Consider the following 24,862-nt stretch of genomic DNA (forward strand, 5'->3'; position numbering starts at 1 on the left):
GTCAGGTCCCCTGGGTCGTCTCGTCGTCAGTGGCATCGGTGACCGCGCGGTCGCCTACGGCCTCGGCACGGCCCTGTTCGCGGGCGGCGGCAACGGCCTGTTCGAGCTGGGCGGCCCGTCGTCGCCGGGCCCGGCGACGACGGGCGACGGCCAGCCAGCCGGCCAGCCCGATCACCAGCAGGATCACCAGGTGCGGCCACGGCACGGCCCACAGGCCGACCTCCCGGGTCACGGTCGCCGGGGCCGGGTCGAGCACCTCGTCGGTGACGGCGGTCGGTGCGACGGTGAGCCGCCCACCGAGCCGGAACATCGGCGGTACGCCGGCGACCCGGATCGTGGTGCGGAAACTGTCGCCGGGCAGGATCTCCGGCAGCGGATCGCCGGTGACCTCGCGCCCGGCCAGCCCGAACGGTCCGGCGACGGTCAGCTGCGGCTGCCCGGTGAGCCGTACGTTGCCGGTGTTGCGCACGGTGAAGCTGGCCGTGACGGTGCCACCGCCGACCGGGTTCCAGGTGCCGTTGTACGTCGTCGCCAGGTCCCCGACGTCCAGACCCGGCCGCAGCTCCCCAGTGACCCGCAGATAGATCCGGGAGCCGACCCGGTGGTCGACCGCCACCTGGTTGCCCTCGGCGTCGGTGCCGGTGGCGGCGAGTGAGGCGACGATGCCGCCGGGGTGGTCGCCGGGGGTAGCGTTGTCCGGCACCGCGATGGTGAACGGCACGTCCAGCCGCGACGTCGACGGCACGGTGAAGGTGCCGGAATCGAACGTCACCCAGGAACCGACGTCGACCGGTTCCCCGGTCGCCGGCAGCAGGTCGAAGCCGCCCTGTTCGGTGGTGAACGCGTCGCTGGCGTACACGTCGAGGGTGATCGGCTGGTCGGAGTGGTTCGTGATCGCCACGTAGTCGGTGAGGGTGGCACCGGGGTCCAGTTTGTACTCGAACGCCGGCCGGCCGTTCGGCCCGTCGGGGCTGGACGGGGCGACGCCCCAGGTGAGCGACTGCGCCGCGACGGGCGTGTAGCTCGGCGGTCCGACCGTCGCCGGGCCGGTGACCGGGCCCGTCGACACGACGGCGGCGGCGAGGAGTCCGGCGAGCAGGGCTGCTGGCGTACGCATGCGGGGTGGTCCGTTTCGCGGAGGGTGTGGGACGGGCCGGGCGACGACGCGGCTTGGTGTCGTCGCCCGGCCCGTTCCCTGGTGCGATCCTCAGATCGCGGTGAGGGTGAGGGTCGCGGTGTAGGTGCCGGGCACGGTCTCGGTCGGCAGGCGCAGCTGCAGGCCGGCCGACAGGGTCGCGGTGCCCCGGCCCACGCCGGTCGGCGCCGAGCCGAGCACGGCGCTGCTGCCGAGTCCGCCACCGACGCCGACGGCGTACGGCTCGACGACCGGACCCGCGACGACGCCCTGACCGGCGGACTGGTCGACCACCTGCGGGGTCCAGCCGAGGTAGCCGGAGCTGAAGGTGGCGCCGTCGGGTCCGGTGAAGTTCTCCGGCAGCTGACCGGAGGCGCTCCAGCCGGGGGTGCCGGCCCGGGTGTCGGTGACGGTGACCGGGCGGAGGCTTCCGGTGCTCTCCCAGCTGTCACCACCGCTGGTCAGCTGCGCCGGCGGCAGGACGACGCTGCGGTCGTCCGGGTCGACGCTGATCACCAGTGCGCCCTGGGTGGGGTCGATCGACGCGGTGATGGTCTGCGAGGCCTCCGGGTCGGTCGGGGTGAAGGCCACCCAGAGCCAGACCTCCGCGCTGGTCGCGACGACGTTGTGGTTGTCGTCGTAGAGCTTCACCTGGTATTCGCAGGCGTTGAGCTCGCGGGTGGCGGTGAAGCTGTAGGAGGCGCCGGCCTCGCCGGGGATGATGGCGAAGTCGTCGCTGCCAGGGCAGCGGCTGAACCAGTGGTAGTGGTCCAGCTCGGTCTGCGGGGTCTGCACCGCCTGCAGGGTGACGGTGTCGCCGGGCTGGTACTCGTCGGCCATGCCGGCGATGCTCAGCACGGTGTCCGGACCGGTGCCGCCGAGTTCGCCGACGACGAACGAGTAGTCGACCGGGCCGGTGCTGACGGTCGTGCCGTCGGTCAGCGTCGCGTCGGCCTGGAAGGTCAGCGTGTAGTCGCCCTCGGCGCTGAACGCCCAGTTGGCGTGCGCGTGGGTGCGGACCGGTACGTCGATGGCGTCCGGCAGTCCGTCGTCGCTGCGGAACTTCATGATCGGGCCGCCGAAACTGTCCTGGGTGAACACCCAGACGTTGCCGGGCCCGGTGACCTCGACGAGGCTCAACCGGACCTGGTCGTCGGCGAAGACTCCGGAGCCGAGGGTGGTGGTGTTCCAGCCGGGCCAGAGCAGGTCGGGGTTCTGGGTCAGCGGCAGCAGCCAGATCTGCGATCCGGCCGGCCCGAGGAAGGCGAACCGGGGGTCGTCCGGCACCGCCATGGCCGCCTCGGGCAGCACCTGGAAGGTCACGTCGGCCGGGTCGCGGTTGACCGACGGGCTGACCGTGTCGTCGTGGACCTCCAGGGACAGTTCGCCGTCGTGGTAGTGGACGTCGACCGCGTCGGTGTGCCCCTTGGCGAGCACCACCCGCTCGGCGGCGGCCGCGGCGGTCGGCGCCAGCAGCACACCGCCGGCGATCACCGCCGCACCGGCCAGGGCCGCGAGCGTGCGGGCACCTGTCGTTCTCATCGTTGTTTCCTCCCCTCGCCCGCACCGCGGACCGGTGCGGGACGTGGTCGTGACGGGGCGGAAGCCCCACCGCAACGTAACGACAACCATTTTCATTAACCTATCGGCCGTTCGGCCACCTCTGTCAGCACCGGTGTGACCTGCGCCTCGTCCGACCCTGCCGGCTGCCGCCGCCAGCGGGCGACCAGACCGTGCCGAGGGGCGAAGACCCAGGCCAGCAGGAACACCGCCGTCGCGACCAGCACGATGGTGCCGCCCACCGGCAGGTCGTAGCTCCAGGACAGGTACAACCCCACCAGCGCCGAGCCGCCGCCGATCAGCGGGGCGAGCAGCATCATCACGGCGAGCCGGTCGGTGAGCAGCCGCGCCGCCGCCGCCGGCGTGATCAGCAACGCCAGGACCAGAATGTTGCCGATCGTCTGCAGCGAGATCACCACAGCCAGGGTGACCAGCACGTACAGCCCGATGTCCAACCAGAACACCGGCAACCCGACCGACCGGGCGGACTCCCGGTCCAGGCTGACCGCGACCAGCTCCTTGTGCAGCAGGAACAACGCGGTCAGGATGGCCAGCCCGGTGAAACCGACCGTGTAGAGGTCCCGGTCCGGGATGCCGGTGATCGAACCGAACAGGAACTGCTGCAGCGAACCGGCGTACCCCGGCGCCTGCGAGATGATCACGATGCCCAGCGCGAAGGCGGCCACGAAGAACACCCCGATCAGCGAGTCCTCCTTGACCCGGCGCCGCTGAGCGAACACCGCGATCAGCAGCGCGGTCACGATCCCGGCGACCGCACCGCCCAGCACCAGGCTGCCCTGCAGCACGAAGGCGACCGCCAGCCCCGGAAACACCGCGTGCGCCACCGCGTCACCGATGAACGCCATCCCCCGCAGCACCACGTGACAACCGACCACCCCGCAGACCACGCTGGACATGACGGCGATCAGCAGCGCCTTCGGCAGGAAGGCCAGATCCGGATTGAACAGGTCTGCGATGAACTCGGTGACCGGCATCAGCCGCTCCCCTCGGCGACCCCGACGGGCATGGTGTCGGCACCGACGATCCGCAGCAACGGCGACCGTTCGCTCACCCCGAACGTGCGCATCCACAGCTGCGGATCCCGTAGGTCAGCCGGTCTGCCCTCGGCGATCACCCGCTGGTTGAGCAGCACCAGCCGGGTGCAGGAGTCCACGGCACCGATCAGGTCATGGGTGGTCATCAGCAGCGGCGTGCCCTCGGCCGCCAGGCCGGTGAACAGCCCGCCGAGCAGTTCCTGAGTGGGCATGTCCAGCCCCGTGTACGGCTCGTCGAGCAGCAGCAACGCCGGCTGCAACGCCAACGCGCGGGCCACCAGCACCCGCTGGCGCTGGCCGCCGGACAACTCGGCGACCGGCCGACGGCGCAGGTCGCCCAGGCGTACCCGGTCGATCGCCTCGGCGGTGGCCCGCCAGTCGGCCCGCCCCGGCCGGCGCAGCAGCCCGATCCGGCCGGTCCGGCCGCTGAGCACCGCCTGCTCCACCGAGATCGGGAACTCCCAGGCGAACTCGTGCCGCTGCGGCACGTACCCGATCGCACACCGCCCCGGTCGACTCGGCACCCCGTCGACCAGGATCCGCCCGGACCGGGTCCGGACCAGCCCGAGTACCGACCGCAGCAGCGTGGTCTTGCCGGCCCCGTTCGGCCCGATCAGCCCGACCAGCTCCCCCGGATCGACGTGCAACCGCACACCGCGCAGCACCGGACGGCCGCCGAGGTCGACGTCGAGATCGTGTACGGCGAGCGCGGTCACGGGGCGGCACGCTCCTGCTCGACCCGTCGGCGTACCGCCCGACCGCGCAGCACCACGACGACCAGCGCGACCGCCAGCACGGCCGTGGCCAGCACGAGGCCGCCGACCAGCCAGGTGCCGGTGCCGTCTCCGTCGGACGCGGCCGCCTGGTCCTCGGCGCCGTCGGAGGCGACCGGCGCGGCCGCGACATCGTCGGGTTGCGCGGCGAGCGCGTCGTCGGTGCTGGTGGCGTCGCCGACCGCGAACCGCAGGTGCCGTACCGCGCTCACCTGCTCGCCGCCGACCAGGTCGGCGCTGACCCGGACGGCGACCAGGTACACGCCGGGGGCGGTGAACACCCAGTTGGCGTGGGTGTGGGTGTTGACCTCCACCCACATCGGCTGGCCGGGCGGCTCGGTGGAGCGCCACAGCACCTGCGGCTCGCTGAACGTGCCGGCCTGCAGGTACATCGTGACCTCGCCAGGTCCTTCGACCCCGGCGAGCTCCAGCGTCACGCCCCGGTCGATCGTCTGCATCACCCGGGGGTCCTGGGTGTTCCAACCGACCCACACCACGTCGGGGTGCTGCACCTGCGGCACCACGTGCACCTCGGTGCCGGCCGGCACGTCGAGGAAGCCGTACACCGAATCGTCCGGCACGGTCTGCAGCGCGGCGTCGGTGACCCGCAGTACGGTCCGGTCCGGATCCCGCCACACCGGCTGCGCCGCGTCGTCGTGGAGCAGCAGGGTCCACTCGTCGTCGACGTAGCGTGGTCCGATGTCGACATGGCCGGCCGCGAGCACGGCCGGGTCCGCGGCGACCGGCTGGTCCGGGGCGATCGACTGGTCCGGGGCGATCGACTGGTCCAACGCCGGATCGGGTGACTGGTCCAGTGCCGGGTCGGGCGATGCGGGCTGAGCGGCCAGCGTCATCGCCAGCAGCGCGGAGACGGCCGTCGACAGGCCGATCGACTTCACTGATGCCTCCTCATGGCGCCAGGCAGTCGAGCAGCGACTCGGCGTTGAACCGCATCAGCTCGACGTAGCTGGTCACCCGGTCGTCAAAGGTGTCGCCGTAGATCTCGCACACGCGTACGTCGAGGTCGTCGGCGAGCTCGGTCAGCGTCGAGGACCTCGACCGCAGGTTGGGCTCCAGGAAGACCGCCGGCACCTGCAGGTTGCGGATCGTCTCGGTGAGCCGACGCCGGTCAGCCAGGCTCGGTTCGGCCGCCGGGTGCGGGCTGACGAACCCGGAGATCTGCACGTCGTACGCGGCCCCGAGGTAGCCGAACGCGTCATGGGTGGTGATCAGGTGCCGCCGGGCCGGCGGAATCCGCGCGATCGTGTCGCGGACGTAGTCGTCCAGCGCGGTCAACTCGGCGATGTACGCCGCCGCGCGCCGCCGGTAGTCGGCGGCGCCGGCCGGGTCGACGCCGATCAGGGTGTCGCGGATCAGTTCGGTGTACGCGATGACGTTGCGGACGTTCTGCCACAGGTGCGGGTCGATCTCGCCGTGCACGTGCTTGCCGAGCACCGCCTGCGGCAGTTGGAAGATCTCGGTGCCCGGCCGGCCGAGGAAGCGGAAGTCCCGCCCGGCCGGCACCTGGGCGAGGGCCTTGTTCGGCACCTCGATGACGGTGTCGGCCGGATCGTGTACGTGCTGGTGGGCGTCGCCGGCGCCGTGCGGGTCGGCGAACAGGTAGAGCGACGACTCGCCGCGCGCCGCCGCGTCGAGGTCGACGGTGATGTCGGCGTGCCCGCCGCGCAGTACGTCGGCCCCGGCCATCCCGGGCACGCTGTGCGGGTCGACGCCGACGGCGAAGGTGAAGGTCTGTTCCCCGAGGGCGACGGGGCGGCTGTCGGCAGTGACCGCCAGCCGCGCCGACATGGTGAGCCGGTAGACGCCCGGCTCGGTGAACGCCCAGCTCATGTGGGTGTGCGCGTCGGGTGGCAGGGTGGCGGTGTCGTCCCGGAATCCGGAGGCGGCGTCGAACCCGTCGGCCGAGTCGAGGTAGACGGCCGGGTTGCCGAACGACTCGGTGAGGTAGGCGGCCATGGTGCCGGGGCCGGTCACGGTGGTGCTCTGCAGCAGGATGTCGGAGGCCCGGTCGGCGCCGTAGGTCCCGCCGGTGCCGCGTACCCGCATGCCGAGCCAGATGGTGTCGAGCGCGACGTCCTCGACCAGCGGGATGATCTCGGCGGCGTACTTGATGGCCCCCTCGGCGAGCGAGATGTTCGGTACGCCGTCCGGCAGGTTGGCGTCGAGCGCCTTGATGATGGCGTGCTCCTCCAGCAGCAGGTAGTTGCTGAAGGCGACGTCGGCGTAGACGACGTTGCGCACGTCGCGCAACGACGGCTCGTACGAATGGGGGTCGGCACCGTCGGGGACGAGGGAGGCGACCGCGACGCGGTCCCCGCCGACGTTGTCGACCAGGTCGCGCAGGATGCCGGTGGTGGTGACGACCTGCACCCGACCGTCGCCGGCGCTGAGCGTCTCGGGGACGACACAGGCCGCCAGGTTACCAAGACTGACGGCGAGCAGCGCCGGCCCGATGAGCCACCGTGCGCGCATGTTCCACCCACCTTCCGTACGCCCTGCGCCCGCGCACCGCACGCTAGCACGCAAACGATAACCGTTGTCATGCTCGGTCCGGCGTTCTGCCGGTGCCGAACGGGCGACGTTCGGCACCGGCAGGACTGATCGGCGGGCGGATCAACCGACCCGTCGACGGATCAGCCAGCTCGAGTCGGGCCTGGTCAGCCGACCTCGAAGGTGAACTCCTCAGTGGTGCTCACGGTCTGCCCGTTCGACGCACGCACGCCGCTGACCTCAAACGTCGCCACGTACGTGCCGGCCGCGTCGAAGCCCCAGTTGACGTGGGCGTGGGTGTTGCGGTTGACGTTGAGACTGTCCGGCAGGCCGTTGCCGCTGTCGAACAGCACCGTCGGGGTGCCGCCGGAGGCGGTGAAGATGCTGAACCCGCCCGGCCCCTGCACGTCGGTCAGCTTGACCACGACCCGGTTGAACTGCAACGCCCCGCTGGCCACCCCGGTGGTGTCCCAGCCGGCCCAGAGCAGCCCGGCGGTGTTGGTCTGCGGCAACACGTAGGCGTACCCGCCGCTGCCGAGGAACGACCAGGCGGAACCGGACGGCACCGCCGTGTGCGCGGCGGGCGGCACCACGAAGACCACGGTGGATGGATCACGCTCGACGAAGGTCGAGCCGGTGTCATCACCGACGGTGACCTCGATCGGCCCCCCGGCAACATGATCGACATCGATGACGTCGACGTGGCCGCTGGTCAGTTCGACGATCGTGGCCTGCGCCGAGGTGGGTACGGCGACCGCGAGCACTGCGGCTAACGCACTCGACGCGATACCGGCCAGCAGTCGGCGGCTAGGAGTCTTCATCACGCTGCTCCCTCCAGGTTCCCGACCCACATCAGGGCAGGACGACGAATCGCAGGTAGACCGAGTCGGACTCGACCACGGTCGTGGTGCCGGCCAGGGTGGCGCTGGCCTTGACCTTGAGCAGGTAGACGCCCGCCTTGCTGAACGCCCAGTTGACGTGCAGGTGCTCACCGACCGCCAGGTCGACGACGTCCGGCAGCCCGTCGCGGCTGTTGGCCAGCACGGTCGGCTGTCCGAACAGGTCCTCGGTGTAGATCGCCAGCTGGCCGGAGCTGGGTGCGCTGATCAGCTGCTGCACGGTCAGGTCGACCGAGTCGCCGGCGAAGACGCCCGCTTCGAGCTCCTCGGTGGCCAGGCCGGCGAAGAGCAGTTCCTCGTTCTCGATCTGCGGCAGGATCCACACCGGCGAGCCGGCCGTGCCGAGGAAGGCGAAGGCGGGATCGCCGGGGACGGTGGTCTTGGCCTGGGGCTTGACGACGAAGATCACGTCGTCGTGGTGGCGGTGCTCGCCCGGCTCGACGGTGTCGTCGTGCACGCCGAGCTCCAGCTCGCCGTCCTCGTACTCCACCTCGATGACGTCGACGTGTCCTTGATGCAGGACAACGGGCAGGCCGGCGCCGTGCGCCTGCGCCGGGGGCGCCGAAACGACTAGTGCGGCGATCAGCGCCGCACCGGTGACGAGCGCTCCGGCCGCCCGGCGGCGGGTTGCGGTCAACACAGGACAGACTCCCTCCCGGTGGTCCCTGGTGGACCACCGAGAGCTAACGGTAATCGTTTTCAACTAGAAGCGATAGGGGTCCGACCTGTCTGGCTCGACACATGTCCATGCCCGTCCAGCTCACCGAGGTCCCACTCGGGGAACGGATCCGGCAGCTCACGTCATGCCGCGAGCCCGGCAGCCAGCCCGGCGGTGTGGCCCGGGGTGGGCACGATCAGCCCCCGCTCGTTTCATCAAGTGGGTCGACCGACGCGGCAGAGTCCGGCTCGGCCCGGGTGACCGACCGGGCCGGGCGGGTCACCCGTGGTGGTCGGAGACCTGCTCCGCCGGCCCGTGGTCGGGCAGCTCGCGGTCGGCATGATCGGCGTGGAACAGCGCCTCGGCCAGCAACTGCCGGACGTGCACGTCGGCGGCCGAGTAGTAGACGAAAGTGCCCTCCCGGCGGCCCCGGACCAGCCCGGCCAGCCGGAGCTTGGCCAGATGCTGACTGACCGCCGTCGGGGCGGCGTTCACCAACTCGGCAAGGCAGGCGACCGACGACTCACCCTGCAGCAGCGCCCAAAGGATCTTGATCCGGGTGGGGTCGGCGAGCAGGCGGAACGTCTCCGCGGCCAGGTGCACCTGCTCCTCGACCGGCATCCGGAAATCCGGAATCGAGGTGTGCATGCCGGCAAGACTAGCCGAGGCCGCCTACTTGCGTACCTGCGTAGCTGCGCAGCTATTGTGCTCGTTGTGCTCACCGAGACCGCGCCGTACGCACCCCCGTCGCGAGCCGAACGCCTGGCCGACGCCGCCCGCCGTACCCCGATCTGGGCGCTGCCCGAGGTCCGCTGGGCGACCGCCGCGACCATGCTGTTCGCCCTCGGCGGCGCGCTGCACCTGGCCGGTGCACCGGCCTGGAGCTGGTGGGCCGCCTACCTGGCCTGCTACGTCGCCGGCGGGTGGGAACCGGGCTGGTCCGGGCTGCGCGCGCTGCGCGAACGCACCCTCGACGTCGACCTGCTGATGGTGGTCGCCGCGATCGGCGCCGCCGCCGTCGGCCAGGTCTTCGACGGCGCCCTGCTGATCGTCATCTTCGCCACCTCCGGCGCGCTGGAGGCGCTCGCCACCCGACGCACCGCCGACGCCGTCCACAGCCTGCTCGACCTGGCCCCGCCCCAGGCGACCCGGATCGTCGACGGCACCGAACAGCGGGTCGACACCGTCTCGCTGTGCGTCGGCGACGTCATCCTGGTCCGCCCCGGCGAGCGGATCGGCGCCGACGGACAGGTCGTCGACGGCGCCAGCGAGGTGGACCAGGCCACCGTCACCGGCGAGCCACTACCGGTGGACCGCGGCCCCGGCGACGACGTGTACGCCGGCACCCTCAACGGCACCGGCACCCTCCGCGTGCGGGTGACCACACCCGCCGAAGAGACCGTCGTCGCCCGCATCGCGGCCATGGTCGAAGAGGCCGCCGCCAGCAAGGCACCCACCCAGTTGTTCATCGAACGGATCGAGCAGCGCTACTCGGTGGGGGTCGTGGTGGCGACCCTGGCCCTGTTCGGCATCCCGCTCGCCGTCGGCGACAGCCTCACCGACGCCCTGCTGCGGGCGATGACCTTCATGATCGTGGCCTCGCCGTGCGCCGTGGTGCTGGCTACCATGCCACCGCTACTCGCCGCGATCGCCACCGCCGGCCGACACGGCGTACTGGTCAAATCCGCCGGGGTGATCGAACGCCTCGGCCGCGCCGATCTGGTCGCCTTCGACAAGACCGGCACCCTCACCGAAGGGCGGCCCCGAGTCACCGCCGTCCACCCCGTACCCGGAAATCCGACCACCGACGACGCCGACCAACTACTCGCCCTGGCCGCCGCCGCCGAACTACCCAGCGAGCACCCGATCGGCACCGCCGTGGTCGCCGCCGCCCGCGACCGCCAGCTCGCGATCGACGCCACCGAGGCGTTCGCCGCACTACCTGGTCGTGGCGTCACCGCCCGCGTCGGTGCCCGGCAGGTAGCCGTGGCCAGCCCGGCCCAACTGCTGACCGCCACCGACGACGAGGCCCACCGGCTGGTCGCCGACGTGGAGTCCGCCGGGCAGACCGCCGTCGTGGTCGCCGTCGACGGCACGCCGGCAGCCGTACTCGCGCTCACCGACCGGTTGCGCCCCGGCGCGGCCTCGGTCACCGCCGCGCTGCGCGCCCTGACCGGGCGGTCGCCGGTGCTGCTCACCGGCGACAACCCGCAGGCAGCCGGCAGACTCGCCGGTGATGTCGGCATCGACGAGGTACGGGCCGGCCTGCTACCGCAGGACAAGGTCGCGGCGGTACGGCAACTGCAGTCCGCCGGCCGGCGGGTGCTGGTGGTCGGCGACGGGGTCAACGACGCACCCGCACTGGCCACCGCGCACACCAGTGTCGCGATGGGTGGCGTCGGCGCCGACCTCGCTTTGGAGACCGCGGACACCGTCATCGTCCGCGACGACCTGACCACCATCCCGGCGGTCGTCGCCCTCGCCCGGCGGGCCCGGCGCTGCGTCGTCGCCAACCTGGCCATCGCCGGCACCGTCATCGTCGTCCTGGCGACCTGGGACGTCGTCGGCCACCTGCCGCTGCCGCTCGGCGTCGCCGGGCACGAGGGCTCCACCATCCTGGTCGCGCTCAACGGCATGCGGCTGCTGCGCCGCTCGGCCTGGCAGCAGTGACGGCCCCAGCGCGCGGCGACGCTCAGGCTGTCGGCGACGGCCCCGACGCCGCCGACACGAGGTCGCCGGCCCGCCGCCGGGCCGCGTCGCGACCCGGCGGTACGCCGTACGCCCGCCGGTACTCGCGGTTGAACTGTGTCGCGCTGACGTACCCGACGGTCCTGGCCACCGCGGCGGCGGTGTCCGCGCCGGCGAGCAGCAGTCGCCGGGCCTGCTGCAGCCGCAGAGACTTCTGGAAGCGCAGCGGGCTCATCCCGGTCACCGCCTTGAAGTGCCGGTGCAGGGTCGCCACGCTCAGGTGGGCCGCCGCCGCGATCTGCTCGACCGTCAACGGCTCGGCGTACCGGGTCCGGATCAACCCGGCCGCCGCCCGGACCTGCGACAACCGGGACTCGGCGACGGTGAGCTGACGCAGCGCCGGCCCGAGCGGGCTGCCCAGCAGCCGGTACAGGATCTCGCCTTCCATCCGGGCGGCGAGCGGCCGGATGTCGGCCGGGTCGTCGAGCAGTCGCACCCACCGGGTGACCGCCTCGACGATCCCCGGGGTCATCGCGGCGGTGGTCAACGCGACCGGCTCCGCCGACCTGGCTGGCGGCGACGGTGGCTCGTCCAGCTCCAGCAGCAGGTCGGCGAGCATCCGACTGTCCAGACGCAGCACCGCCGACCGGTACGGCACCTGCTCGAACACGGCGGTCACCGGCAGCTCCACCGAGCTGAGGAACATCGCCCCCCGGCCGACCAGCCAGCTGCGCTCACCGGCCGTGCTGCGTTTCGCGCCCCGGGCCACGAAGCAGATCATCGGCTCGTACAACAGATCGGTCGGCCCGGCCTGCGCGTCGTCGAAGCGGACCAGCCGCAGCCGGGGCACGGCGGTCTCGACCGCCTGCGCCGGGCAGTGCCGGGCGACGACCCGCGCCAGCTCGTCGATCATCGGCTGCTCCGTCGTCGGTGAGAGGATCAGGCAAGAGTACGCGGAGCACGCCCCATGCCGGCACGTCGGGCGCGGCATAGCGTCCAGGCATGACACAGACAGCGAACGGCGGCCGGCAGCTGCCCCGGCGCAAACTCGGCTCGCAGGGGCTCGAAGTCGGCGCGATCGGCCTCGGCACCATGGGCATGACCATGGCGTACGGTCCGGCCGACCCGACCGACGGCGTCGCGACCATCAGGCGCGCGTACGAACTCGGCGTCACCATGTTCGACACCGCCGAGGTGTACGGCATGGGCAGCGGCAGCAACGAACAACTGCTCGGCGAGGCGGTCCGCGGCTTCCGCGACGAGGTGGTGATCGCCACCAAGTTCGGCTACGACCTGACCGACCCGAGCCGGTTCGGCATGGCCTTCGACAGCCGGCCGGACCACATCCGCGAGGTCACCGACAACAGTCTGCGCCACCTCGGCACCGACCACATCGACCTGCTCTACCAGCACCGGGTCGACCCGAACGTACCGATCGAGGACGTCGCCGGCACCGTCGGTGAGCTGATCACCGAAGGCAAGGTGCGCTTCTTCGGGCTCAGTGAGGCCGGCCCGGACATCATCCGGCGGGCGCACGCCGTCCACCCGGTGTCGGTGCTGCAGACCGAATACTCGGTGTTCGAGCGGGCGGTGGAGCCGCAGGTGCTGCCGACGGTCCGTGAGCTGGGCATCGGGTTCGTGGCGTACTCGCCGCTCGGCCGCGGGTTCCTGACCGGCGCGGTCCGGCCCGCCGCCGAATACCCGGACGGTGACATGCGCACCTGGGACGAACGCTGGCAGCCGGGCAACTACGAACAGAACCTGGCGGCGGTACGCGAACTGACGGCGATGGCCGCCGCCAAGGGCATCGCCGTCACCCAGCTCGCCCTGGCCTGGCTGCTCGCCCAGGGCGACGGCATCGTGCCGATCCCGGGCACCCGCAACCCGCAACGGCTCGCCGAGAACGTGGCGGCGGCCGCCGTACCGCTCAGCGCGGCCGAGGTCGACCGGATCCGCCAGATCCTGCCGCACGGCGCGGCCGGATCCCGCTACCCGGCCGCCCGGATGCCGGTCTGGTAGCAGCCGGCGCGCCGGCCGGCCTGCTCGTGGTTCAGGCCACGAGCAGGCCGAGCAGCCACAGTCCGGCGATGGCGAGCGCGGCACCCAGCTCGATCAGTATCGCCAGACCGACCGCCAACACCGCCCGCTTCGTCGCCGGCCAGGCGGCGGCGAAGTCACCGAGCCGCTGCCGCTCGGCCAGCCAGACGCCGAGCACGAAGCCGATCACCAGGCCGAGCACCGGGATGACGAAGAAGCCGACCAGGCCCAGCACGCCGCCGACCAGCAGCGACCGGTTGGGTACCCCGGCCCGTTTCAGGTCCCGCCCCGGCCACAGGTATTTGATCACCGTGCCGCCGACGGCGATCAGGGTCGCCGCGGCGACGATCAGCCACCGGCCGCCACCGGCGTCGCTGAAGACCGCCCAGCCGAGCACCCCGGCCCAGCAGAGCAGCAGACCGGGCAGGATCGGCACGATCACGCCGATCAGCCCGATCAGGATGGCCAGGCCGCTGAGCAGGGTGACCAGCGTCTGTGTGTCGTCGAGATCCACACCGACAGGGTGACCGACGGCCGCCAGCAGGTCGAACCCGGCGTCATCCGAGGGCTGCGATTCGGGTACGGATCCGAAACAATGTCGGAAACCTCGGGAGGATCGCGTGGCCGTTGCTGCACGGGCAAACGACATTCATCCGGCCTGGCTACCGGCGCAGGCGTGGCGCGCCATCGGGTCGCGGCACACCCTGGTCTCCGGCGCCGAGGAGTCCGTCGCCACCGTGTACGCCGAGGTGCGGGCCGCCTGCGCCCGGTTCGGCGGATCGGTGACCCGGCTGTCGGTCGACGGCGAGGCCGACCTGATGCTGGCGCTCACCGGTACCGCCCATCCCGGTGCTACTGCGGGTGCTCCCGGCGGCCTCGGCGACGAGGGCTACACGATCGGCCGGGCCGGCGGCCTCACCACGGTCACCGCTGACGCCCCCGCCGGGCTGCTGTACGGGTTGTTCCACGTGGTCCGGCTCGGCGAGTCGGCGTTCGGCGGCGACCTGGCCACCCGGACGCACCGGCCGGCGATCCGGCGGCGGATGCTCGACCACTGGGACAACGTCGACGTGCACCCGGTGATGGGGCAGGTGGAGCGGGGCTACTCCGGCGGGTCGATCTTCTGGCGGGACGGCGCGATCACCGACGACCCCGACCGGGTCCGGGCGTACGCCAGGTTGCTCGCCGCCAGCGGCGTCAACGCGCTCACCATCAACAACGTCAACGTGGGGCGTACCGAGGCGCGGCTGCTCACCGACCGGCTCGACGACGTCGCCACGTTCGCCGGCATCTTCCGCCCGTACGGCATCCGGCTGCACCTGTCGGTGACGTTCGCCGCGCCGATGGTGCTCGGCGGGTTGGACACCGCCGACCCGCACGATCAGACGGTACGCGACTGGTGGGCGGCCACCACCGCCCAGGTCTACGCCAGGGTGCCCGACTTCGGCGGGTACGTGGTGAAGGCCGACTCGGAGGGCCAGCCCGGCCCGTTCGCGTACGGGCGCAGCCACGCCGACGGTGCCAACCTGCTCGCCGACGCCCTCGCCCCGCACGGCGGGGTGGTGCACTGGCGGGCGTTCGTCTACAACCACCGGCGGGACTGGCGGGACCGCTCCACCGACCGGGCGCGGGCCGCGTACGACCACTTCGCCCCGCTCGACGGCCAGTTCCGCGACAACGCGATCGTGCAGGTCAAGTACGGTCCCGTCGACTTCCAGCCCCGGGAGCCGGTGTCCCCGGTGATCGCCGCGATGCCGGCGACCCGGCTGGCCGTCGAGCTGCAGGTGACCCAGGAGTACACCGGGCAGCAGCGGCACGTCTGCTACCTGGCTCCGCTGTGGAGTGAGATGCTCGGCTTCCGGTTCGACGGCGACAGCCTGGAAGCCGACGGCGACGCCGACGGCGACCTGGGTGCGTCGGTCGCCGCGATCACCGCCCGCGGCGGCACCCTGGCGGCGGTGTCGAACGTCGGCGACGACCCGTTCTGGTGCGGTCATCCGCTCGCCCAGGCCAACCTGTACGCGTTCGGCCGGCTCGGCTGGGACCCGACCGCCGACCCGGCCGCACTGCTCGACGAGTGGATCGACCTGACCTTCCCGGCCGACGCGGTCGCCGATCCTGCGCAGTTGCGGCAGACGTTGCACGCGATGATGGACGACTCGTGGCGCACCTACGAGCGGTACACCGCACCACTCGGCGTCGGCTTCATGGTCAACCCGGCCGGCCACTACGGCCCGTCCGTCGACGGCTACGAGTACTCCCAGTGGGGCACGTACCACTTCGCCGACCGCGACGGCGTCGGCGTGGACCGGACCCGGGCCACCGGCACCGGCTACGCCGGCCAGTACCCGAAGCCCTGGTCGGACGTGTACGAGTCGCTCGCCGACTGCCCCGACGAGCTGCTGCTCTTCTTCCACCATGTGCCGTACGGCCACGTGCTGCACAGCGGGTCGACGGTGATCCAGCACATCTACGACACCCACTTCGCCGGGGCCGACGAGGCGATCGCCATGCGGGACCGGTGGCGCGACGTCGCCGACGCCGGCCTCGACCCCGCCCTGTACGCCCGGGTCGCCGACCGCCTCGACGAGCAGGTCCGCTCCGCGCGGGAATGGCGCGACCAGGTCAACACGTACTTCTTCCGTAAGTCCGGTGTCCCCGACGCGCGGGGCCGCCGCATCCACTGACCCGGACCCACCTGTCCGACCCGACCCGAGTCGAGTAACGGACAGCCGGAGCAGCCGTACGGGCGACCTCTGCAGTGGACATCGGTGCCTAGCATCGGTACCACTCGGAAGTGAGGAGACGGCGATTCCAGCGATGACGGCACCACCCCGATTCGCGGGCGTACACCGTCTGTTGTCGCTGATCCGCCAGCTCGCCACCCGGCCGCCGTTCACCCACCGCGCACCCGACCTGCAGGTACGCGGCGACGAGCCGCTGCCGCTGGTGTGTCTGGTCGGCGGCGAGGCCCCGGACCGGTTCCTCGCCGCTCTGGAATCGGCTCTGGGCGACGCCTCACCCCGGATCCCGCACGCCCTGGTCGACGCGGACACCGCAGGCGCCCGCAGCGCCGCACGGTGGGGACTGCCCGGCGAGGATCCGGCCGCTGCTGCCGCCGCCCGGGAACCGCCGCTGCTGCCGCTGCTCGACGAGCTCAGCTTCCGGCTGGCCGCGGACTCGTTCGGTGCCGGCCGACTGACCCGGTTCGACCACTACCGGCTGGCCGACTGGCTGTCCGGTCACCGGCTGCCGCCGGCCCGGGGCCGTGACGACCGGTCCGCGGTGCTGGCGTTGCTGCGCACGTGGAGCGGCCGCGCCCCCCAGCCGGTCGGCGCCTCCGGCACCGACCCGTCGGTGTCGGTGGCGGAGGTGGCATCCGGGGTGTGGACCCGCCTCGGGCTGTGGCTGCTGATGTGGGTCGGTCAGGGCGCGTTCCGGCGCTGGCTGAGCCAGCGGCCGGCCGGGCTGGGCCGCGAGGCGCGGTGGTTCATGCGCCGCCAGCCGTACATGGTGCCCCGGCACTCCACCGATTTCCTCGGCTTCGCCGAACGGCTGACCCTGGACCGGCGCAGCTTCGAAAACGCCGAGCAGGTCAAGAAGCTGCTGGTGCACGCGTTCCTGGAGGATCTACGCGCCGCGTACCGGCGGCGTCGGTGGCGGTGGTTCCCCCGCCGGTCCGGCTGGCGGCGCACCGGGTACGTGACCGTCCTGATCACCCACGCCACTGGCGACAACGGCGGCTGGGAACTGCTACGCCTGATCAACGCGGTCCGCAACGAGACCGGTGAACTCGATCCGCTGCTGGTCGTGGCCGCCTGCGACCGCCCACCGGACCGGTCGGGAGGCACCGACGGCCGGCCGATGTCGGCGCACGACGCCGACCGCGCGCTGCAGTTGTGGCGGCGCGGGCTGCCCCATCGCCGTCAGCTACTGGCGACCGACGCGCGTTACCTGGTGCTCGACCTGCCCGAGCCGGTCCCACCGGGCCGTGTCGGTGCACTCGCCGCCGACGACGCGGCTGCCTGGGATCCGTCCGAGACCGCTTGGCGGCTGCCGCCGCCGCCCCGGCTGGCCCGACGGGGGGCCGTGGAAGGGCTGCTCGCCGTCGTCCTGGTCGCGGTGCTCGCCGCCCCGCTGCTCACCGTCCGGCAGTACTGGCACGAACACTGCTCGGTGCTACGGTCCCAGGTGGACGCTGCGGTGAGTGTCGAGCTGCTGAGGTTCGGTCCCGACGACGCGCAGTGCGTCGGCCACAGCGACAGCGCGGCGCAGGTCTTCGGCACCAACGCCCGCCTGCAGGCGGCGCAGCTCCGGGTGTTCGCCGAGAACGGGACCGCGGCGCGCAAGCGGGCCGAGATCCCGGACCGGCCGATGATCAGCCTGGTGTACTTCGCCGGGCTGACCCACGCCGGCAGCGACCTCGACACCGATCACGCGGTCGCCGAGGAACTCGAAGGCATCGCACTGGCCCAGCAGCAACAGCACGCCGCGTCGTCGCTGTCCGAGCCGCTGGTACGGGTGGTGATCGCCAACGCCGGCCGGGGCATGCGGCAGGCCCACCATGTCGCGGAGCAGCACCTGATCCCGCTGATCGACGCCGACGACAGCATCAAGGGCGTGATCGGCATGGACCGCACCGTCCCGGAGACCGAAGAGGCGATCCGGATCCTCGGTGAAGCCGGCATCCCGGTCTTCGGTACCACCCTCACCGGCACCGGGCTGGCCGAACTGTCCCAGTTGTACTTCCAGCTGGTGCCGGACAACACTCGGCAGGCGGAGCTGGTGGCCCGCTACGCCGCACACATTGGACGGGACAAGGTGACGGTGTATCACCCGCCGATCGACCCGGACCACCCCGACGAGTACGTGAAGACACTGCGCGACGCCATCGCCGACCGGATGGGCGATGCCGTCGAGCTGGTCGACTGGCGCGACGACGTCAACGAGCTGCCGCCGCCGTGCCGCCGGCTGGACTGGGCGCAGGCGTACCAACGGGAGTTGTTCTTCTACGCCGGCCGGGAGAACCACTACCGGGACTTTCTGCGGACGATGAACGACGGCTGCGTCGATTCGGACCGTACGCCGCACATCGTCGCCGACGACGCGGTCACCCGGGCGGTCGCCCAGGCCAGCTTCCGGACCGACGACACGTTCGCCGGCTCCCGTGTGCGCTACGTCGGCCTGGGCAGCCTGGTGGTGCTCGGCGGCCGGGACTGCGTGACGTACGGCAGGCCCGCCCCCGCGTTGTCCGACATGCAGCCGATGCAGTCGTTCTGCTCCGGCTACCAGCGGCTGCGGGCGCGGCTCGCCGCCGACCTGCCGGCGACGGAGCTGCCCGCCACCTCGTACCCGGGTGAGCGGGTCGGCGTCGCCTACGACACCGTACGGATGCTGGTGGACCTGGTCCGGCTCGGCGGCCGGCACCGGTGGCACCGCGCCGCGCTGGTCCAGCTGCTCCGGGAGCCGGGGTACGAGTTCCTCGGCGCCAGCGGGGTGATCAGTTTCAGCGCCTCCCGGATCGGCGACTCGCGCAACATCGCGATCCTGGAGTTGGCGATCCCGCCATCGGGCGATCCACAGTCGCGCGAGCCCGAGCCTAGCTGTGTGTTCCTGATCGGCGACCTGTACCGGGTCGGCGAGCCGGGCAGCGACACCGGCAACGGCTGCCCCGTGGCACCGGACGACTGAACCGCCCTCGGTCCCCCACATCCGGGGTGCCCGTGGTTTGCGCTACCCGTCGAGCAGTGCGCCGGAGTCGATGCGGAACGGGAACGGCCGCTCGGCGGCCAACACCTCGCTTTTCGTCGCGGTCGCGTGCTCGACGTAGTGCTCACCGTCGAGCCGGAACAGCCGCAGGGTGACAGCGGAGAAGGCAGGCAGCTCCGGCTCCACCAGCAGGTACCACCCGATCCGCGCGGCGGCGTAGAACTGCATCTTGAGCAGCCGGTCGGTGGCGGCGTTGCTCGGCGAGGTGATCTCGCAGATCAGCACCACCTCAGCCGCGTCGGTCACCGATCCGTCCCGGCTGGTGTCCGCCACGACGAGGTCCGGAATGACGATCCGGTCGGGGCGCAACCGGACGTTGATCGCCTCGTACGCGGCCAGGCCGACCGCTCGGGCGGCCGGGTACAGCGTCGACATCAGCAGGAACGACAGTTGCTGATGCGGCTTGCTCGGGGCCGGATTGACCCACAGACCTCCGTCGATCAGCTCGATACGGTTGGGAGTCTCACCGAGGGCGAGGTACTCCTCCTCGCTCCACGGCCCCACGTGATCAAGGACGGCCACGCTCACCGGCAGACTCACCTCCAGGCTGATGTCCCCGCCACTCTGCCAGCTGCCCCTCCGGGGCGGCGGTGGTGGCGGTGATCCCGCCCCAACGGTCGCGGCAGGCGTACGCCAGGTCGGCGTGAATCCACCTGCCGTCGTTGTCGCGCAGCACCGGCCGTCCGCAGTGCCGGCACGGCGCGACCCTCGGGTACGGCGGCGTGGCGGGTGTGCCGGTCACGGCAGTGTGCCGTCGGCGTCGCCGATGCCGACGCTGTCTGCGTCGCCGTCACCGTCGCCCCAGCCCAGTCCGCCGAGCCCGGCCGCCCGGTGGAAACCCGGGTGGTGACGGACCTCCGCGCACACCTCGCCGTCCGGACCGCGTACCCCGCAGAACAGCGGCTCATTGAAGTTCCATGCCTCCGCCCGCGACAGCAACGGGGCATGCTCCCCAAGCTCCGGGCACAGGATGGTGAGCCCTTCGGCATACGCGACGGCCTGCTCGCGGGCGGTGTCGAAGTCGACGGCGGCGAAGGTCAGGTGCAGCGTGTACCGACCACGCCGGTCGTACCGCAACCAGTCCGGCAGGTTGCCGATCCCGCCCGGACCGTCGCCGCTGCCGTTGACCTGCGCCACCGGGCGGCGACGCTCACGCTCGTTGAGGTAGCGGTTGACCAGCGCTTCGGCGTGCCCGGCCGGGCCGACCCCGGGTCCGAGGGCGTGCGTCACGGCGGCCCGCGCCGGTTCGGACAGGTCAGCCCGATCGAGTACGGCGAACAGGTCCCGGTTGCGCTCGGTCGGATCGAGGGTTGGGTCGGTCCAGCGTGCTGAACGGTTGTCGGTCACGGACAACACCTCCCGGTCGTAGCGGCTAACGCCGACATCGATACGATGCCATCGCACTGACCAAACTGCAATGTGCAGTTTCGCAGTTGAAGATCCATCTGTGCTTGCCGAGACCGGCAGACCTCAGGTTGGATGACTCAGGACCCGCAGGGAGACCGCATGACGAAACGGTTCAGCCCGACCGTGCGACGACGCAGACTCGCCAGCGAGATGCGCCGCTACCGCGAAGCCGCCGGCCTCACCCTCGAACAGGCAGCACGACACCTCGACAGCTCACACTCCCGACTGTCGCGCATCGAGACCTCCCAGGTCGGCATCCGACCACCCGACCTACGCGTCCTGCTCGAACTCTACGAAGTACCACCAGACGCCCGCGAAGTCATGATCACGCTCTGCCGCGAGTCCCGACAACGCGGCTGGTGGCACGGGTACGGCAACGCCGTGCCCGAGTGGTTCCAGTTCTACGTCGGACTCGAGTCCGAAGCCGCCGGCCTCGCCATCTACGAGTCCCAGTTCATCCACGGGCTACTCCAGACAGAGCAGTACGCCCGAGCCGTACTCCACGCAGCCGTGAACCCACTCCCACCCAACGAGCTGGAACGCAAGGTACAGCTCCGCATGGACCGCCAGACCCTGCTCACCGAGAACGGGCTACGGATGCGCGTCGTGCTCGACGAAGCCGTCCTGCGACGCCCCATCGGCGGACCTGCCACCCTGCGCAACCAGCTACAGCATCTGCTGGAGGTCACCGACCTGCCGAACGTCTCACTCCAGGTGCTGCCGCTGGCAGCCGGCGCGTCGGTGCTCAACTCGTTCACGATCATCGACTTCCCGGACCCCGCCGACCAGGCTGTCATCTTCGTCGAGAGCCTGACCGGCGCCCTGTACCTGGAGAAGCCGGAGGAGATCCGGGACTATACGCTGAAGTTCGACTACCTACGGGCGGAAGCACGAGACCCGGCGCAGTCGACACAGACGATCGCCGAGCTGGTGAGGGAGCTGACATGAGCTACGCCGAGCACGCCACGGACCTGCCTCACGCCTGGTGGCGCAAGAGCAGCTACAGCGGCGACAACGGCGGCTCCTGCGTCGAGGTGGCTACGCTGGCCGGGGGCACGATCGGCGTACGCGACTCCAAGGACGCCACCGGTCCAGCATTGATCTTCCCCGTCTCCACCTGGACCGCCTTCCTCACCTTCCTGCCAAGCCATGGCGTGCGCTAGGCGATCGGCTAGTTCGGCAACTCGTGCCACTTGCAACTACGTGTCGATCTTGAAACCAGAACATCCCCTCGCCGCAACAACCCGCACCAACTCAGTACTTCCCGTTAATCAGCAACTACCCTAAGTCAAGAGAGCCATCGCAACCCCACCGCACCGCACATACGACGCCCTGCTTTCACCTCGCCGCTTGCGTCCGGGCACTAGACTAGCCCGCGTACCTCAAATTGAGGAATCGGATACGGCGCAACACGGAGTGGAATGTTCGATCAGTCAATAAGAGCAGCAGAACTTGCCAGCGGCGCAGGTCAATCCGCAATCGTCACCGTGGTCATTGCAGCTATCAGCTCCGGCATTGTAGCCACTCTGATCAACACGATAACAGGTAACCTCAAAGCGAGTGCCGACTATCGAAGGGATCGCTATGCGGAAGCCATTCGATACCTCGTGGCATGGAGCGAGTATCCGTACCGAATCCGTCGGCGCACTGACGACGAACCGGCAACCCTATCCGCGCTTGCAGAACGAGGACACGCTCTCCAAGAACAACGAGCAGCGATCGCCGCATGGATGGCAAGTGAAAGCCGGGTTGCGAAGTTGGTCTTCGACGACTGCACAAGGGAGATTTCCACCTTTGTGGGACCCGCTTGCGCGATGGCTTGGCGATCTGCACCCATAACCGCAGCGTCTGACATGGTTCTCGGAAAATCCGCCCAACCCGAAAGCCAGATCGCTATTCAGCGGATGGAACACATGATTAGACACCGCTTCGGACTCTATCGCCTCATGTGGAGAACATGGGTATTAAAACGGATAGAAAAGGGCATCAAAACAGAAGATGACGATCTGCATACTTCTGCCGAGAGTCTGTTCAGCCGGAGTGGACCAGCTTCCACAAAAAGGGATGGCAAGCGTCATCAGAAAGACGGCAGACAGGAAGTGCGCCCGTGATCCCCACTGGGCGTGACAGAATTCACGCTCTAGCCGAACTCTCTCAGCACGACGAGCCTTACCGAATTCTGGTGGCGGACCCAACCAACTCGCACCAAGTCCTCGAATCAACTTTGGATGAGTTCGAGATGTCGTCGAAACGATTCGTAGACGCAAAGGCAATTACACATCACCTGTCACGCAACCGAGTTGATGTTCTTGTATTTGCTGGACCAGCAAAATCTATTCAACCAGCTGCAATCGCTGCGCGCGACACCCTTGGATCAAAGAGAGTCGCGACCGTTGCGATAGGCGACGAGTGCTTGCCGGAGCTGATCGAGCAGTCCGGACTACCAGTCGACCTTCAAATAGAAACGCAAACAGAGATAGAAGAATGTGCCGCACGAGTGGCGGCTTTGGCTCGCAGATCGAGGCTCCTTTTTGAGATATCCCCGGATACAGGTCTCCCTGGCCACACTTGGATGATCAAGAGAATCGCATCGAACATAGAGTCATCCACGGATTTTGCGCTGATCTATATAGATATTGACCGACTCAAGTCGGTCGTTGACACGTATGGGTTTGCGCGCGGTGGAGAATTCATTAAGTGCCTTGCGTCTTCCCTCCAGGAATCGGCCGCAAGGATCGGATCTCCGACACCAATCGTTAGCCACATCGGAGGGGACGACTTCTTAGTACTCTGCACACCCAGCCAGGTCCGAACCCTACTCGAGACAGCAATTATCGCCTTCGAATTTGCCGCCGACGCACTCTATGACCCAGTCGCACAGAAACGCGGCTACGTTGAGGTAAACCATCGCCACCAAGGATGGCGAGACAACATTAGCAAGGCCGCCCTAGTAACTGTATCAGCAGGAGTTGCAGTATCGGACCAACGACGCAGATTTACCTCAGTTCGAGACGTCATAAAGAAGGCATCAGAGATGGAGCAGATAGCCAAATCTCAACCCGGGTCCTTCATCGCCGTATCGAGCACGATCACGGAAATCTCATCACCGGCACTTTCAGCTTAGTTTACCGAGCTCAACCAAGGGTACAATTTTGTTTGGGTTCAGATCGTCACGCTTTTGTTGTGCGAACACTCATCCTCTTCCCAGGATGCAGCTAGACAGCGCATCTATTGCTTGACTCACCAAACTCTCGTACCATTAAAAGTCTATCCGGTAACTACAGTCGACCAGAGGCACGGATGACCGCACCAGACCTCTCCCGTGCCCACTGGCGCAAGAGCAGCCGCAGCAGCGCCAGTGGGTCAGACTGCGTCGAGGTGGCCATGCTGCCTGCCGGCACGATCGGCGTACGTGATTCCAAGGAACCGCACGGCCCGGCGCTCCTCTTCCCGGCCGGAGCCTGGACGGCGTTCCTCACCGCGGTGTCCAGCCGCTGACGCGACCGGTCAACCGTCCGACGACGCCCGTGCCCGCCGACCGCCCGTACGTCTTCCTCGACGTCGACGGCGTACTGATTCCTTTCGCCGCCCGTGCCACTGGGAGCTCACCTTCGCCCCACGTCGCAGCTGACGGTGAGTCCATCGGTAATCCGCTACTGGATCGGCTCGATCCGGAGGACGGACGCCGGCTGCTGGCGCTCGATTGTCAGCTGGTCTGGGCGACCACGTGGCAGGCCGAGGCGAACGACGTCGTCGCGCCGCTGCTCGGCCTGCCGAAACTGCCGGTCGTCCCGTGGCCGGACTCCGACGACGAGCCCCCGCGCGGCGTGCACTGGAAGACGCCGTTCCTCACCAGCTGGGCAGCCGGACGCGCCTTCGTCTGGCTCGACGACGAGATCACCGACCGGGACCGGCAGTGGGTCTCTACGCACCACCCGGGCGAGGCCCTGCTGCACCGCGTCGACCCACGCCTCGGCCTCACCGACGCTGACTTCTCCGCCGTCGGCCAGTGGCTCGCAGTCGACGGCGGCAATGCCGCCTCTCCCCCAGTGCCATGATCAGTTGATGTCCTGCCAGTAGATTGCCGGCGTGTCGCCCAGCAGGACATCAACTGATCATGATGAGTCGCGGCCGGTAGCCACCCTGCCAGATCCCGCGAGTGCCGCGTCGAGGGCACCGCGTCGACCCACATCTCGGCCTCACCGACGCTGACTTCGCCACCATTCGCCAGTGGCTCACGGCCTGACGGCGGCAATGCCGCGTCGATGTGAGGCGGAGATACGCTACAACCGCGTTGTAAGGTATCTGAGCCTCACATCGATGAGCGCTCCAGCCGCCCGAGACGCTCATGCCGACGGCGCGCGGTGGCC

The 24,862-nt window shown here is 69.8% G+C and carries 24 protein-coding genes; 10 read left to right on the forward strand and 14 right to left on the reverse strand.

The window, feature by feature from the left end; genetic code table 11:
* Position 1 precedes the first annotated feature (1 nt).
* From EDC02_RS21025 to EDC02_RS21065, 9 genes are all read right to left on the reverse strand, one after another.
* Complete coding sequence (locus EDC02_RS21025; protein WP_123603441.1) at positions 2 to 1,117, reverse strand: WxL protein peptidoglycan domain-containing protein; 1,116 nt, start codon at positions 1,115 to 1,117, stop codon at positions 2 to 4.
* Between the two features lie 90 nt (positions 1,118 to 1,207).
* Positions 1,208 to 2,677, reverse strand: a complete 1,470-nt coding sequence (locus EDC02_RS21030) for a choice-of-anchor M domain-containing protein (RefSeq protein WP_123603442.1) — start codon at positions 2,675 to 2,677, stop codon at positions 1,208 to 1,210.
* 95 nt (positions 2,678 to 2,772) lie between these two features.
* A complete protein-coding gene (locus tag EDC02_RS21035; protein WP_123603443.1) occupies positions 2,773 to 3,690 on the reverse strand; it encodes an anchored repeat-type ABC transporter permease subunit in 918 nt (305 codons plus the stop codon).
* Entirely contained in the window at positions 3,690 to 4,466 is a 777-nt protein-coding gene (locus EDC02_RS21040) for an anchored repeat-type ABC transporter ATP-binding subunit (RefSeq protein WP_123603444.1), read from the reverse strand. Before EDC02_RS21040 ends, EDC02_RS21035 begins: the two co-directional genes overlap by 1 nt.
* Positions 4,463 to 5,377: a choice-of-anchor M domain-containing protein gene (locus tag EDC02_RS21045; protein ID WP_123605000.1), complete on the reverse strand. Its 915-nt coding sequence runs from the start codon at positions 5,375 to 5,377 to the stop codon at positions 4,463 to 4,465. The genes EDC02_RS21040 and EDC02_RS21045 overlap by 4 nt, the downstream gene beginning before the upstream one ends.
* Before the next feature lie 55 nt (positions 5,378 to 5,432).
* Positions 5,433 to 7,016, reverse strand: coding sequence for an anchored repeat ABC transporter, substrate-binding protein (locus EDC02_RS21050; protein ID WP_123603445.1), 1,584 nt, complete (start codon positions 7,014 to 7,016; stop codon positions 5,433 to 5,435).
* Positions 7,017 to 7,201: 185 nt separating this feature from the next.
* Entirely contained in the window at positions 7,202 to 7,855 is a 654-nt protein-coding gene (locus EDC02_RS21055) for a choice-of-anchor M domain-containing protein (protein WP_123603446.1), read from the reverse strand.
* A gap of 31 nt (positions 7,856 to 7,886) precedes the next feature.
* Positions 7,887 to 8,573, reverse strand: a complete 687-nt coding sequence (locus EDC02_RS21060) for a choice-of-anchor M domain-containing protein (protein WP_370461473.1) — start codon at positions 8,571 to 8,573, stop codon at positions 7,887 to 7,889.
* 297 nt (positions 8,574 to 8,870) lie between these two features.
* Positions 8,871 to 9,239 (reverse strand): metalloregulator ArsR/SmtB family transcription factor, encoded by a 369-nt coding sequence (locus EDC02_RS21065; protein ID WP_123603447.1) that lies wholly within the window; start codon positions 9,237 to 9,239, stop codon positions 8,871 to 8,873.
* Positions 9,240 to 9,305: 66 nt separating this feature from the next.
* Here EDC02_RS21065 and EDC02_RS21070 point away from each other — a divergent pair, with 66 nt between their 5' ends.
* Complete coding sequence (locus EDC02_RS21070) at positions 9,306 to 11,261, forward strand: heavy metal translocating P-type ATPase (RefSeq protein ID WP_370461475.1); 1,956 nt, start codon at positions 9,306 to 9,308, stop codon at positions 11,259 to 11,261.
* Between the two features lie 22 nt (positions 11,262 to 11,283).
* Here EDC02_RS21070 and EDC02_RS21075 read toward each other — a convergent pair whose 3' ends face one another.
* Complete coding sequence (locus tag EDC02_RS21075; protein ID WP_123603448.1) at positions 11,284 to 12,192, reverse strand: AraC family transcriptional regulator; 909 nt, start codon at positions 12,190 to 12,192, stop codon at positions 11,284 to 11,286.
* An 89-nt stretch (positions 12,193 to 12,281) separates the two neighbouring features.
* On the opposite strand from EDC02_RS21075, the gene EDC02_RS21080 reads away from it, so the two are divergent.
* Complete coding sequence (locus EDC02_RS21080; protein WP_123603449.1) at positions 12,282 to 13,298, forward strand: aldo/keto reductase; 1,017 nt, start codon at positions 12,282 to 12,284, stop codon at positions 13,296 to 13,298.
* Between the two features lie 31 nt (positions 13,299 to 13,329).
* Here the strand turns inward: EDC02_RS21080 and EDC02_RS21085 are convergent, their stop codons facing one another.
* Positions 13,330 to 13,830: a DUF456 domain-containing protein gene (locus tag EDC02_RS21085; protein WP_123603450.1), complete on the reverse strand. Its 501-nt coding sequence runs from the start codon at positions 13,828 to 13,830 to the stop codon at positions 13,330 to 13,332.
* Between the two features lie 106 nt (positions 13,831 to 13,936).
* On the opposite strand from EDC02_RS21085, the gene EDC02_RS21090 reads away from it, so the two are divergent.
* Complete coding sequence (locus tag EDC02_RS21090; RefSeq protein ID WP_123603451.1) at positions 13,937 to 16,003, forward strand: alpha-glucuronidase; 2,067 nt, start codon at positions 13,937 to 13,939, stop codon at positions 16,001 to 16,003.
* A 133-nt stretch (positions 16,004 to 16,136) separates the two neighbouring features.
* Positions 16,137 to 19,007, forward strand: coding sequence for a hypothetical protein (locus EDC02_RS21095; RefSeq protein WP_199757715.1), 2,871 nt, complete (start codon positions 16,137 to 16,139; stop codon positions 19,005 to 19,007).
* A 42-nt stretch (positions 19,008 to 19,049) separates the two neighbouring features.
* Here the strand turns inward: EDC02_RS21095 and EDC02_RS21100 are convergent, their stop codons facing one another.
* From EDC02_RS21100 to EDC02_RS21110, 3 genes are read right to left on the reverse strand one after another with little or no spacing between them, the layout of a single operon-like run.
* A complete protein-coding gene (locus EDC02_RS21100; protein ID WP_123605004.1) occupies positions 19,050 to 19,613 on the reverse strand; it encodes a Uma2 family endonuclease in 564 nt (187 codons plus the stop codon).
* The gene (locus EDC02_RS21105) at positions 19,594 to 19,827 is read right to left on the reverse strand and encodes a hypothetical protein (protein ID WP_123603452.1); all 234 of its coding nucleotides are present in this window, start codon (positions 19,825 to 19,827) and stop codon (positions 19,594 to 19,596) included. The genes EDC02_RS21100 and EDC02_RS21105 overlap by 20 nt, the downstream gene beginning before the upstream one ends.
* Positions 19,824 to 20,432 carry a hypothetical protein gene (locus tag EDC02_RS21110; protein ID WP_123605005.1) on the reverse strand — a complete coding sequence of 203 codons (609 nt, stop codon included), beginning with the start codon at positions 20,430 to 20,432 and terminating at the stop codon, positions 19,824 to 19,826. The genes EDC02_RS21105 and EDC02_RS21110 overlap by 4 nt, the downstream gene beginning before the upstream one ends.
* Positions 20,433 to 20,591: 159 nt before the next feature.
* On the opposite strand from EDC02_RS21110, the gene EDC02_RS21115 reads away from it, so the two are divergent.
* From EDC02_RS21115 to EDC02_RS21135, 6 genes are all read left to right on the forward strand, one after another.
* On the forward strand, positions 20,592 to 21,440 hold the full coding sequence (locus tag EDC02_RS21115; RefSeq protein WP_123603453.1) for a helix-turn-helix transcriptional regulator: 849 nt from the start codon (positions 20,592 to 20,594) through the stop codon (positions 21,438 to 21,440).
* Positions 21,437 to 21,655 (forward strand): DUF397 domain-containing protein, encoded by a 219-nt coding sequence (locus EDC02_RS21120; protein WP_123603454.1) that lies wholly within the window; start codon positions 21,437 to 21,439, stop codon positions 21,653 to 21,655. Before EDC02_RS21115 ends, EDC02_RS21120 begins: the two co-directional genes overlap by 4 nt.
* Positions 21,656 to 21,913: 258 nt before the next feature.
* A complete protein-coding gene (locus EDC02_RS39630) occupies positions 21,914 to 22,603 on the forward strand; it encodes a hypothetical protein (RefSeq protein ID WP_148083535.1) in 690 nt (229 codons plus the stop codon).
* On the forward strand, positions 22,600 to 23,616 hold the full coding sequence (locus tag EDC02_RS21125) for a diguanylate cyclase domain-containing protein (RefSeq protein ID WP_158632256.1): 1,017 nt from the start codon (positions 22,600 to 22,602) through the stop codon (positions 23,614 to 23,616). The genes EDC02_RS39630 and EDC02_RS21125 overlap by 4 nt, the downstream gene beginning before the upstream one ends.
* 176 nt (positions 23,617 to 23,792) lie before the next feature.
* Positions 23,793 to 23,990 carry a DUF397 domain-containing protein gene (locus EDC02_RS21130; RefSeq protein ID WP_123603456.1) on the forward strand — a complete coding sequence of 66 codons (198 nt, stop codon included), beginning with the start codon at positions 23,793 to 23,795 and terminating at the stop codon, positions 23,988 to 23,990.
* Positions 23,991 to 24,019: 29 nt separating this feature from the next.
* Positions 24,020 to 24,550, forward strand: coding sequence for an HAD domain-containing protein (locus EDC02_RS21135; RefSeq protein WP_123603457.1), 531 nt, complete (start codon positions 24,020 to 24,022; stop codon positions 24,548 to 24,550).
* The last annotated feature ends 312 nt before the right edge of the window (positions 24,551 to 24,862 follow it).

The organism is Micromonospora sp. Llam0 (genome assembly GCF_003751085.1).
Taxonomy (GTDB): domain Bacteria; phylum Actinomycetota; class Actinomycetes; order Mycobacteriales; family Micromonosporaceae; genus Micromonospora_E.

What these genes read in the sequence shown, in the direction of transcription:
- EDC02_RS21025 (WP_123603441.1), bottom strand. Translation starts at nt 1,117, where the DNA reads ATGCGTACGCCAGCAGCCCTGCTCGCCGGACTCCTCGCCGCCGCCGTC.
- EDC02_RS21030 (WP_123603442.1), bottom strand. Translation starts at nt 2,677, where the DNA reads ATGAGAACGACAGGTGCCCGCACGCTCGCGGCCCTGGCCGGTGCGGCG.
- EDC02_RS21035 (WP_123603443.1), bottom strand. Translation starts at nt 3,690, where the DNA reads ATGCCGGTCACCGAGTTCATCGCAGACCTGTTCAATCCGGATCTGGCC.
- EDC02_RS21045 (WP_123605000.1), bottom strand. Translation starts at nt 5,377, where the DNA reads ATGACGCTGGCCGCTCAGCCCGCATCGCCCGACCCGGCACTGGACCAG.
- EDC02_RS21050 (WP_123603445.1), bottom strand. Translation starts at nt 7,016, where the DNA reads ATGCGCGCACGGTGGCTCATCGGGCCGGCGCTGCTCGCCGTCAGTCTT.
- EDC02_RS21055 (WP_123603446.1), bottom strand. Translation starts at nt 7,855, where the DNA reads ATGAAGACTCCTAGCCGCCGACTGCTGGCCGGTATCGCGTCGAGTGCG.
- EDC02_RS21065 (WP_123603447.1), bottom strand. Translation starts at nt 9,239, where the DNA reads ATGCACACCTCGATTCCGGATTTCCGGATGCCGGTCGAGGAGCAGGTG.
- EDC02_RS21075 (WP_123603448.1), bottom strand. Translation starts at nt 12,192, where the DNA reads ATGATCGACGAGCTGGCGCGGGTCGTCGCCCGGCACTGCCCGGCGCAG.
- EDC02_RS21080 (WP_123603449.1), top strand. Translation starts at nt 12,282, where the DNA reads ATGACACAGACAGCGAACGGCGGCCGGCAGCTGCCCCGGCGCAAACTC.
- EDC02_RS21095 (WP_199757715.1), top strand. Translation starts at nt 16,137, where the DNA reads ATGACGGCACCACCCCGATTCGCGGGCGTACACCGTCTGTTGTCGCTG.
- EDC02_RS21115 (WP_123603453.1), top strand. Translation starts at nt 20,592, where the DNA reads ATGACGAAACGGTTCAGCCCGACCGTGCGACGACGCAGACTCGCCAGC.
- EDC02_RS21120 (WP_123603454.1), top strand. Translation starts at nt 21,437, where the DNA reads ATGAGCTACGCCGAGCACGCCACGGACCTGCCTCACGCCTGGTGGCGC.
- EDC02_RS39630 (WP_148083535.1), top strand. Translation starts at nt 21,914, where the DNA reads ATGTTCGATCAGTCAATAAGAGCAGCAGAACTTGCCAGCGGCGCAGGT.
- EDC02_RS21130 (WP_123603456.1), top strand. Translation starts at nt 23,793, where the DNA reads ATGACCGCACCAGACCTCTCCCGTGCCCACTGGCGCAAGAGCAGCCGC.